Source organism: Edaphobacter sp. FHG110511_03 (genome assembly GCF_059115365.1).
Window position 1 is genome coordinate 54433 of sequence record NZ_JBZYWL010000013.1, and the last position, 10595, is coordinate 65027.

A 10595-nucleotide genomic window follows, 5' to 3' on the forward strand; every position below is an offset into this window, starting at 1 on the left:
CATGTAGGTACATGCCGCGCACGGCATGAAAAGCAAAGGCAAAAGCCAAGGAGAGACACACCATGAGCAGCACCGCCACCACCGCCAACATCACCACCATCGACGGCAAGAAGCCCGCCACCAAACAGGAACTTATCGCGGCCAACATCAAGCTACTCATTGAGCAGCTTGAAGCCGGAAAGTCCGACGCCCTCACCAACTACCTCACAGCCATGAGCCGCTTCCATAACTACAGCTTTGGGAATGTGCTGGAGATTGCCCGGCAGATGCCCACGGCAACCCGCGTTACCGGGTTCTGGAGGTGGAAGAACATGGGCCGCAGCGTCAACGCAGGAGCGAAAGGCATCCGCATCCTTGCTCCCATCATTGGCGTTCGCCGCAAGAAGGATGAGGAGGCCGAGAAGGACATCACCAAACAAAACACGCGGGTTTTGCTTGGCTTCCGTAATGCGTATGTCTTCGACGTCTCCCAGACCAACGGCGTAGAGCTTCCATCCATGCACGAGGTAAGCGGCGACCCCGGCGAGAACATCCATCGTCTAGCCGCTTTTGTGAAGAGCAAAGGCATCGCGCTTCTCTATAACGCCAACATCGCCCCCGCGCTTGGCATGAGCTACGGCGGACGCATCGCCATCCTGCCCGGTCAGTCTAAGGCCGAAGAGTTTTCAACGCTGGTGCACGAAACAGCGCATGAACTCCTGCACAAGGCAGAACGGCGCACCGCCACCACCAAGACCGTGCGTGAGTTGGAGGCCGAGGCCGTGGCCTTCGTCGTAGGGAAAGCAGTTGGACTCAAGAACGAAAACGCCTCCGCCGATTACATCCAGCTTTATCAGGGCAACGCCTCTTTGTTGGCCGAGAGCTTGGAAGTCATCCAGCAGACCGCCAGCCTGATTCTCTCCGCGCTGGAGCCTCCCGTCGAGGCCGAAGACAGCTCACCCGCCATCGGCACACAGCCTGCGGAGGTGGCAGCATGAAGACCATCCTCGACATCTTGCACAAAGCGGGAGGTTGGCGGCACAACCTCTATCTCAAAATCGAGAACCCGCCCTATATAGAGCTTGTCATCGAGGCCGTCGATGAGTCCGGGCCGTGTGGTTTGCCTTCGCTCTCCGTGTGTCACTACGGCCTCCAGAATGGCGACGCCATGCGTGACCCGGAGATGTGCTTCGAGCTTGGCTTCGCGGGAGGCGCACACCTGAATCCGTACTACTGGCGCAATGACTACGTGGCCGTCGAGCAATGGAGCCGCAACATCATTCGCGGGAACTACGTGTTTCTCGTTGCGCTTCACGCAGAGCATGAGCGCTTCGCCAAGACGTGGGACAAGAACTTGCGCTTGCAGGGGTTCGCGGAAGTCTTCTCGGAAAAGTGCATTCTCGGCTAGTCCACTCTCTCTTGGAGCGGAACCATGCCCGACGTGTGCCGCTCCGTGACCTCACCTTCAACCGCTCGAAAGGAGCACATCGTGATGCAGACCACAGCTATCAAGCCCAACGCAGCACCGCAGGAGATTCCGCTCTCGCTCCTGATGGAGTCGTCCACCAATCCGCGCCAGCACTTCGCAGAGGATGACCTCAACGAGCTTGCTGAAACGATCCGCAAGTCTGGCGTCTTTCAAGCCATCCTTGCCCGTCCCAAGGAAGAGAGGCTGGAAATCGTCTTCGGTGCACGGCGGTATCGTGCCTCGCTTCTCGCCGGGAAGGAAACCATTCCCACACTTGTCCGCGAGATGAGCGATGTCGAAGTCTTGGAGGCACAGCTTGTTGAGAATCTTCAACGCCGCGACGTTCACCCGATGGAGGAAGCGGAAGGCTACAAGCGCCTCCTCCTGCTGACGGAACCGATCTATACCGTCGAGCAAATCGCTGCCAAAGTAGGGAAGACACCCGCCTACATCACCACCCGGCTCAAACTCACCGAATTGTGCGATGAGGTTGCCGCAGCGTTCTATCAGAACCATATCGGCGTCGGCCACGCCCTCTTACTGGCAAAGCTCCACCCGACCAGCAACACGCAGGACTCAAGGCTTGCTTCAAAGAGATGTACACATCTAGCGACGACAAACCAGCGCGGATACTGCTGCCAGTCCGCAACCTGCAATTCTGGATTGATTCGAACATTCTGCTATTGCTCAAAGATGCACCCTTCAACAAGCGGGACGCGCACCTTGTGCCGACCGCCGGAAGTTGCGCCGATTGTCCCAAGCGCACAGGACATAACAAGCTGCTCTTTGGTGATGACCTCGGCAGACAGGGCGACCAATGCACCGATCCAACCTGCTATCAGTCGAAGGTGGACGCGCACGTTGCGAAGAGCATCGCCGCCAAGCCGGAGTTGGTGCAGATCAGTACGGGATTCGGCGCACAGAAGGAAGGTAGCCCGGTGTTGCCGCGCAACAAGTACACCGCGATTCGGGATGACAGGCCCAAGTCCAAAGACGAAGCCAAGCGTCCCGAGTTCAAGGAGTGCAGGTACACCACTGAGGCCATCATCACCGAGGGAACCGACATCGGCACCATCCATAAGGTGTGCGCCAATCTCTCTTGCCCGGTGCATCATCCGAAGCAAGCCCCCAACCGTGACGATGCCAAGTGGAAGGCCGAACAGGAGAAGCAGCGCAAGGAACAGGCCATCGCGAATACCGTTGGGCTGCGTGTCCTTACAGCCATCGGCTCTGCTGTCCCGGTGCGCCTGATGAAGCGTGACCTGCTTTCAGTCATCGAGCGGCTGTTATTCCTCATGGATGAGGGCCGTGTCGAGATGCTGGCGCGGCAGCACGGCATCCGGCAGAAGCGAGACGATGGCGGCTTGAAGAAGACCTTCACGGCCTTTGTACGCCGTGCCGATGAAGGAACGCTTTCCCGGCTCTTGGTAGAAACCAGCATCCTGCTGGCAGCTTCACGCGGCAATCCCACCACCATCCTCAAGGAAGCAGCCGTGACCTACAAAGTCGATACCGATGCCATCACGACGAAGGTACAGCAGGAGTTCGCGGCCAAAGAGAAGGCCAAGAAGACGGCACAGCCAGCCACCAAGACCGCAAAGAAAGCAGCCTAAGTCTCCGTTCAGCGAGGGCGGCGAACCTGCCGCCTCTCGTCCTCGTTTGCTTGCAAAAATCGCGCAGGAAGACACCGCTTCGGTTTCTCCCTGCACCCTCTTCGGTTCATCTTCAAAAGCTCAAAGTGTAAAACTTGTTGGACGCCTAGCCCTCACTCAATGTGCGGCTTGAATTCATGTATGTCCTGACCCAAAGAGCCATCTGTAGCTGCATCGACTTGCACCATGCAAGGTGCATCTTCTCCACAACTTCGATGGAGTGACCTTTGAAGGCTAAGTAAGGCTTGATGGTCTCATTCATTACCGAGACGAAAGCCACAATATCGCTCAAAGGCACATAGGGAGTTGAATTCACTTGGTCAGTCTGATTTTTTTTGAGACTCGTGTGACGAAGAGCAATTTCGTGTTGGTAATTGAGCCAATCAAGGTCATAAGGCCGCGTGCAGGTATCAACGATCCACTGTTGAAAGCGAAGATTACTCTTTCTCAGGTATTCAGGTATCGGCTCTCCTTCAGGCGTCCGAGAATGTCTAGCAAGATGGGGAATGCTTGCGATAATCTCGCTGCGCCAATGGTTCACAATTTTTTCCGTCTGGTCAGCTAGCACCTCTCCAGCAAGACGAAGGAACTGCTCATCTTCTGATGTGAGCCGACACTGATCCTAAGGGTGTCCAATTCTAATAGGGATACGGGCGACTGCCCCAAACCTGACTCCCCGTAGGAATAACCGGGGATAGCTTTTTTAAGCTCGTAGGAACCATTGTCGATGTGTGTTAGAGCACTATTTCCGGATGAAGTTTTTTCTGTCGTCACTGCACAACCCCCAATCGTTAAATGACTCCTATTGAGAGATTCGTTGGCCGCTGAGTCCAGCCCCGTCCGGAAGCGATGCAACTAGAGTATATACAGACGCGATTCCAGTCCGATTCAATTGCTCGTCGGTCGAAACGGCCAACCTGCGTGGCTGCGCAACCCTGTCCCATGAGAGTCGCGAAAGGCATGTCAAGCGCTGCATAGAACTCTCCGGCTTTTGGATCGCTGCTGTCGGCCACGATCTCGACCATGAGGACAATAGCCTGAACATAGATCACGTGTTCCTAACCTTGCAACGCACGCCTCGCGTTTGTGGAGTGTGAAGGTGCCGTACGCTCAGCCTAGGACTCCGAATTCTTCACGAGACCGCAAGGCGCCTCTTCGTAGAGGCACCGAACCGGCGCTCCTAGCCTGCGATCTCAGCAAGTATGCCGCTATAGAAGACTTCGAGAGTCTGTTGCCGTTCCGTTGCGAGGCGTCTTCCTGCGGACGTCCGGAAGTTTTCGGAGAGCTTGAGCAACTTATTGGGGAAGTGATCGAGTGCGAACTGACGGTCGTCCAACCCTCGGATCGTAGCTTTCGGTTCGAGCGGGTCATAAAGGACCGAGCCCATTCGGCCAGCCGTATAAAAGCAGCGCGCAATCCCCAAATATCCGATCGCATCTAGCCGATCGGAATCTTGAAGGATGCACCCTTCGAGACTGGTTGGTGCTTTTCCCGCTGAATAACTATGGCTCTCAATTGCGCCTGCAACGACATCGATCCGACTCGGTTCCCATTGAAGGAGGGCCAGGGCGATGCGGGCCTGATCTGCAGCAAGGGCTGCGGCTCGGGTCCGCAAAAGTGAGTCCTTTGGTACCTGGACACAGTCGTGCAAGAGCACCGCGGCAGCAAGGATCTCAAGATCACCGCCTTCTTCTTTCTGAATGGCGTTGGCGTTCCGCCATACGCGTTGGAGATGGGAGAGATCGTGCGCGCCATCACTCGCCGAGGGAAGGTAGCGCTCGAGTCGAAGAAAGAGATCGTCGTAGGGGTGGAAGGATTCTTGGATCATCGCTCTTTTCTGATGATAGCTGGTTGATAAGTGGTGTTGGCTATGCGAGCGAATGATCCCGAAACTTTCGACTGGAGGGGGTGGTCCGTAGATTGGTTCTCTGTTTTGCGGAGGTCATCGCTAAAACTTAACTTGTTGATGGACCTAGGTGCTTCGGCAAATCTACGCAACTGCCAGCGGTCGCCCTAAGCTGTGAAGTTGTGCACGGAGCGCAGCAAGCAAGGATCTGTAGATGCGCACGCCGTAAAAGCCGCCGCGGACAAACCGGAGCTTGCCCAGATCAGCGTGGGATTTGGCAGCCCATAAGGAAATAAGCTGAAGAAGCCATCATTAAAATTGAATGACGGCAACGCCTGAAATTTGACGGCTCCTTTTACAGGAGCTTATACCTCTTTTTGTTGATCCTCAATTTCTTGATTCTCGATTCCAAAGTTGAGGCTGGAACTTGAAGCTGGGCTGCAGCGCCATTGCGGCCACCAACCTTGCCGCGACTTTTAGTGAGCGCAACTTCGATGATTTTGCGTTCATCATTTGTGTATTCATCAGCGCGCTCAGGTTCGCATTTCGGAGCCATCGTTGTTTTCGAGAGGAGCCACGCCTCGTCGACACAAAACACATCGTCTGAACTCAAAATTACCGATCTTTCTACAACATTCTGCAGCTCTCGAATATTTCCTGGCCAATCATATTCTCGGAAAAGTTCGAGGGTCCGTCTGTCTATTCGTCCAAAGTGCTTCCCGACCTTTCTCGCGAACTGATGCACGAAGTATTCCAGCAAGATCAACACATCGTCTTTCCTCTGCCTTAAAGGAGGAACCTCGATTGGGAATACGTTTAGCCGATAGAAGAGGTCCGATCGAAAAGTCCCCGTTGCCTTGGCTGAATCCAGGTTACGATTGGTTGCCGCAATTACCCGAACGTCCACCTTTATGGGATGCGTACCACCAACGCGTTCAAACTCCCGCTCTTGGAGGACCCTAAGCAGTGCAACCTGAGTATCGAGCGGCAATTCCCCAACTTCGTCTAAAAAGATAGTTCCACCATCGGCCAGCTCAAAACGTCCCATGCGACGTTGTATCGCGCCTGTGAACGCACCCTTCTCATGGCCAAATAGTTCGGAAGAAAGGAGAGATGACGCCAATGCGGCACAGTTTACGCTGACGAAAGCGCGCTGTGAGCGTTGGGATCGCTTGTGTACCGCACGGGCGATCAATTCCTTACCTGTCCCCGTTTCACCAGTGATGAGTACGGTGGAATCGGTTGGGGCTACTTTGATCACACGTGAGAGCACGGCTTGCAACGCTGGCGAATTGCCCACGATATCCTCAAACATGGAGATTCGATCAACTTCGTCGCGTAGTGCAAGGTTTTCTTTGTAAAGCTGCTCCTTTAGTATCTTTATTTCTTCGAATGCCGCCTCCAGAGCCGCTGTTGCCACACGGTCCTTGGTGACATCTGTCGTGGTACCGATCAATTCTGAGAGTTCGCCAGATGAATTGGCTATTGGATGGCCTATTTGTAATAGGTACTTGATTGCCCCATCTGGAGTGATGATTCTGCACTCCATGGAGTACTCTTCCCCTTGGCGGAAAACAGCGCTTGTAAAAACTTTGTACACCCTGTCCAAATCGTCTGGGTGGATTAGGCTGAGAACTTCTTCATTCGAAGGTATAACTGGCCCCGGTTCGAAGCCAAAGATGCGGAAATGCTCAGGTGACAAATAGTCGAATTTTTGAGACTTAAGATTCCAAACCCAACTGCCTGTATGAGTCAAACGCTGTGCGTCCATCAGGGATCGCTCGTTCCGCCTCAGTTCCATCTCCGCGTGCTTCGTTTCGGTGATATCCGAGACCGAGCCCACAAACTCCAAGGGGCCAGTCGTCTCCTCTGACGGACGTCCTCTTACCCGCAGATACTTGATGGATCCATCCGACAACAACAATCGTTGCTCATAATCAAATCCTTGTCTTTCTGTAGTCACTCGTTCGATCAACTGTTGCACGAATATTCTGTCGTGAGGGTGAGTTCGCTGCAAGATGAATTCAGGATCAACAGTAGTTGTCGGGTCGCATTCAAATATTCGGTATGTTTCTTGAGACCAATAGATAACGCCACTCGAAATATTCCAAGTGAAGCTACCTGTATGGCTTAATTTTTGAGCTTCGCTTAGGTAAGCTTCACTTCGCTTAAGGGTTTGCTCTGCTCTTTTACGGTCTTCAAGGTCGATATTGACACCGTACCATTTGACGATATGGCCAGAATCGTCGCACATCGGACTGCCGCGGAAGAGAAACCATCGGAATTGGCCATCATTGCGACGAAAGCGCCCATCGACTTCGAACGGGATGCCCGAATCGACCGCATTCTGGAAGGTCTTCAGCATGTTAGGAAGGTCATCCGGGTGAACCGCAACTTTCCAGCCCGAGTCTAAAGCTTGCTCCATGGTAAGTCCGGTGTATTCGAGCCAACGCATATTAAAGAAATCAGCTGCGCCACTTGAATCTGCAGACCATGCCAGAGTTGGAATAGCATCGATGATCTGCCAAATCTGTCCGAGTAATTCCGTCATCCCATTTCCTCCCATCGGTTTCTACGGATGGTGCTGCCGCGCCTAGCTTAGGCGCGCTCCGTGGCCGTCATGGGCGGCTTCTGCTCGGTACAAGCGGATTGGGAGCATATTAGTCCAATTGAATCGTGCGGTGCGAGTACGGCGTACGTGCAATTATTTGCAATAAATCCCGTCGATCTCTAAAGGGTTGGTCATTGGTGTTCTGTAAGCTGCTTCGAAATCATGATAGACGTGACTTTATGGGCTTGATCGCCGTCCCCGTAATGGACCGCAATTTCCCTGACCTGAGCTATCTCTTAGTACGTGCCTCACTGCATTGATACTCTTATGATCTCTCCCGGTGATCCAACGAGCCTTGTCCAATGCCAAAAAACGAACGCTTCCGAGATCATCAGCCGGTCCCACTCGGCCGAATGGCGTTTCTGGCACTACGGCTCTGCAAACTCGCTCTTTTGGGTTGATGTCGTCTGAAAGCACTCCATTCGTCAAATAGAACCGGGATTCAATATGGTTACGCGGATTTTCGAAGGTTGAGTTCATCCGCCGAAATACGAATGATTGACTCGGCGGTTCCCATCGTTGTTGTCCCCGAGCAACATTGATGGCTGGGAACCTCCATAAGGTTCGCTCGAGTTGGTAACTCGTTGCTTATGAGAATGAGGAGTGGAGAAGTTCCATACGATAACTGTCTGGCTGCGTTCATATTTCGAGGCGTTATGGCGCGACCTGAACCAATTACCAGTGGTACGGGAAACGTCTTTTCGTCGACAATGCCGTCATGCCCGATTGATCACGCAGGTCGGATTCATACGCTATGCTCAAGACTGGAGGGTTCGTGAATACAAACGATATTGTCCTTGCGATTGATGCCGAGATAGCGCAGTTGCAAAATGTGAAAGCACTTTTGACGGACATCGATGTTACTACTAAACGAAGGCCAGGTCGTCCGGCCCGTGTCCGGACGGGCAACGATGCAGTCCATCTCAATCCAGAAACGTCTGCTAGGAAACCCAAGCGCCGCACAATGAGCACCGAGGGACGGGCAAAGATCGCCGAGGCACAAAAGCTACGCTGGGAAGAATCCAAGAAAGCTGCAAAAAAAGCTGCGCGCGAGCCTGCTTCATCACCAGTGAAGACGTAGTAACGACGGAAACTGCTGGGCACAAGATAGTTCAAGTGAAGGAGGGCGTAGCCATGAAAAAGTCTGTGCAATCATGGCCAAACATAAAGACATCATTTGAGCTTTCTTCGTTTGTTGGTCTGTAGATAGGTTCGCTCTTCCGGATCATGGGGGACGCTCGGCAGCTACAGTTCTGTCCATTCTGTGAAGAAATCGACTAAGCGGCTCCGCCTTGCGGTGATCTTGTCATAATAATCTGACCATTCGCTGACTCGTCCATCGGTCAATGTCACAATGGAAATGCCCGGCAAGGCTCTTGGCACTTTTGCTTGAGATCCTGGCCAAACTAGCTCAACATGTGTCGCAGTGAAAGTCCATTCGGCAACAACCCGGTTGCCACTTTCAATTATAGTTGTCACGTTCACGTGAGCATCTGGGAATAGTTCACGTGTCTTACGAAAAAACACTTCCAGCCGCTCTTTATCATTGAACTCTAGTCCTAGCGCATGATCGATGAACTTGAAGTTCTCTCTAAACAGGTCGACGGCATTGATAACATTCCCGCGATTTAGTTCAGAAAGGACGATGGACACTACATTTTCACGTAGAGTAATTTGATTCGATTGGATGTTGAGAGTTCTACTCACTGTTGTCATTGGGATTCCCCGCTTCTGTCAGTAGCTGGCTCTGTCGACACTCAGGAAATTGTCGATCGTCGCCGTGATTTATTCAGAGTCTTAACAAAGGTTTGCTTCAATCTCGTCCGTCTCGATTCAAGCTTCAAGTCCTCTCGCTTGTCATTTGATTCCCGGGCAGCCTTGATTGCGGATTGTTGTCTAGAGGCGCTTGCTGATTGAGGTGTATCCGCTGATCGGATTAAGCGAAGCCACCGTTTACGCGAACGACCTGAGCGTTGACCCAGCCGCCATCAGGCCCGGCTAGGAACGAGACCACATTGCAGACGTCTTCCGGAGTGCCGAGGCGCTCTATAGGAGCCATCTTGGCTAGTTCGTCGATGAGTTGCTGTGACTTGCCTTTGAGGAACAGTTCTGTAGCTGTTGGTCCTGGCGCCACTGCATTCACCGTAATGTTGCGCCCGCGCATCTCATTGGCAAGCACATGAACCAGCCCTTCGACGCCGCCCTTCGATGCGCAATAGGAACCATAGCCGGGGAATGACTTTGCGAGCGCACTACTGGAGAATGCAAGGATGCGGCCGCCCTTCCGAACGTGCTTGGCAGCTTGGCTCATGACGATGAAGCTCCCCCTCAGGTTCGTAGCAATCACTTTGTCAAAGATCTCTAGATTGCCGTCGGCTATGTTACCGATCGGCATGATGCCTGCAGTATGAACTACGACATCAATGCCCCCGAAAGTATCGAGAGTAGTCTTAAACAGTTGTTCCACATCGGCCTCGTTTGTAATGTCCGCCTTGACGGCGATCGCGTTGCCTCCAGCTGTCCTAATTGCGCTTACCACCTCCTCTCCTTTAGCTCCGTTGCCGGCGTAATGGGCAGTGAGGACGAAACCGTCTTGGGCTAGCCGCCGCGCAACGGCGCTTCCGATACCGCCCGATGCGCCAATGACGATAGCAATTCTTTTCTCGGTGTCGGTCATGACTGTCTTCCTTTTGTTGATGAGATTAGGTGGTCGGAGAACTGCTGGTTGTAGCTATAGCTCGAACCGAGTTACAAAGGTCGTAGGCATCCCCGAGCACCTTGTTGTACTTCGACAGTTCGGTGCATTCCCCTCCGGGCAGCCTAGTCTGCGTCGTTGTCGGCAATGCACTTGAGTCGTGAGAATGTGACCAATGAAACGTTGAACAATACGTTCTGGGGAGCTCAAGTAGCTAGATCTAGCCGCATTGCTTTTCGACGGGATTAACATAAAGTTGCGGGAGAGGAGTGTTGACGGGCGCCTCCAAAGGGAATGCCTAGAGCCATTAATCTCGGAGCTGCTTTGCGTGATGGATAACGCCG

Annotated in this window: 8 protein-coding genes and 2 pseudogenes; 5 read left to right on the top strand and 5 right to left on the bottom strand. The window is 53.2% G+C overall.

The annotated features are described in order from the left end of the window. The first annotated feature begins 62 nt into the window (after positions 1–62). The 4 genes and pseudogenes from AC5S26_RS28035 to AC5S26_RS28050 all read left to right on the top strand — a co-directional run bounded on the left by AC5S26_RS28035 (position 63) and on the right by AC5S26_RS28050 (position 3060). Complete coding sequence (locus tag AC5S26_RS28035; protein ID WP_494188252.1) at positions 63–977, top strand: ArdC-like ssDNA-binding domain-containing protein; 915 nt, start codon at positions 63–65, stop codon at positions 975–977. Continuing rightward, positions 974–1387, top strand: a complete 414-nt coding sequence (locus AC5S26_RS28040; RefSeq protein ID WP_494188253.1) for a DUF6908 domain-containing protein — start codon at positions 974–976, stop codon at positions 1385–1387. The genes AC5S26_RS28035 and AC5S26_RS28040 overlap by 4 nt, the downstream gene beginning before the upstream one ends. Positions 1388–1531: 144 nt before the next feature. After that, positions 1532–1954: pseudogene (locus AC5S26_RS28045) on the top strand (ParB/RepB/Spo0J family partition protein); the annotation flags it as partial. Positions 1955–2043: 89 nt separating this feature from the next. Beyond that, complete coding sequence (locus AC5S26_RS28050; protein ID WP_494188260.1) at positions 2044–3060, top strand: hypothetical protein; 1017 nt, start codon at positions 2044–2046, stop codon at positions 3058–3060. A gap of 145 nt (positions 3061–3205) precedes the next feature. Here AC5S26_RS28050 and AC5S26_RS28055 read toward each other — a convergent pair. The 3 genes and pseudogenes from AC5S26_RS28055 to AC5S26_RS28065 all read right to left on the bottom strand — a co-directional run. Continuing rightward, positions 3206–3700, bottom strand: a pseudogene (locus tag AC5S26_RS28055) (protoglobin domain-containing protein); the annotation flags it as partial. Positions 3701–4279: 579 nt separating this feature from the next. Next, positions 4280–4927 (bottom strand): HD domain-containing protein, encoded by a 648-nt coding sequence (locus tag AC5S26_RS28060; protein ID WP_494188254.1) that lies wholly within the window; start codon positions 4925–4927, stop codon positions 4280–4282. Positions 4928–5300: 373 nt separating this feature from the next. Further along, the gene (locus tag AC5S26_RS28065) at positions 5301–7496 is read right to left on the bottom strand and encodes a sigma 54-interacting transcriptional regulator (RefSeq protein WP_494188255.1); all 2196 of its coding nucleotides are present in this window, start codon (positions 7494–7496) and stop codon (positions 5301–5303) included. A gap of 835 nt (positions 7497–8331) precedes the next feature. Between AC5S26_RS28065 and AC5S26_RS28070 the strand changes: the two genes are divergently transcribed. Beyond that, entirely contained in the window at positions 8332–8637 is a 306-nt protein-coding gene (locus AC5S26_RS28070) for a hypothetical protein (RefSeq protein ID WP_494188256.1), read from the top strand. Positions 8638–8801: 164 nt separating this feature from the next. Here AC5S26_RS28070 and AC5S26_RS28075 read toward each other — a convergent pair whose 3' ends face one another. Both AC5S26_RS28075 and AC5S26_RS28080 read right to left on the bottom strand, forming a co-directional pair. Then, on the bottom strand, positions 8802–9272 hold the full coding sequence (locus tag AC5S26_RS28075; RefSeq protein WP_494188257.1) for a nuclear transport factor 2 family protein: 471 nt from the start codon (positions 9270–9272) through the stop codon (positions 8802–8804). 220 nt (positions 9273–9492) lie between these two features. Then, the gene (locus AC5S26_RS28080) at positions 9493–10233 is read right to left on the bottom strand and encodes an SDR family oxidoreductase (protein ID WP_494188258.1); all 741 of its coding nucleotides are present in this window, start codon (positions 10231–10233) and stop codon (positions 9493–9495) included. Positions 10234–10595 lie beyond the last annotated feature (362 nt).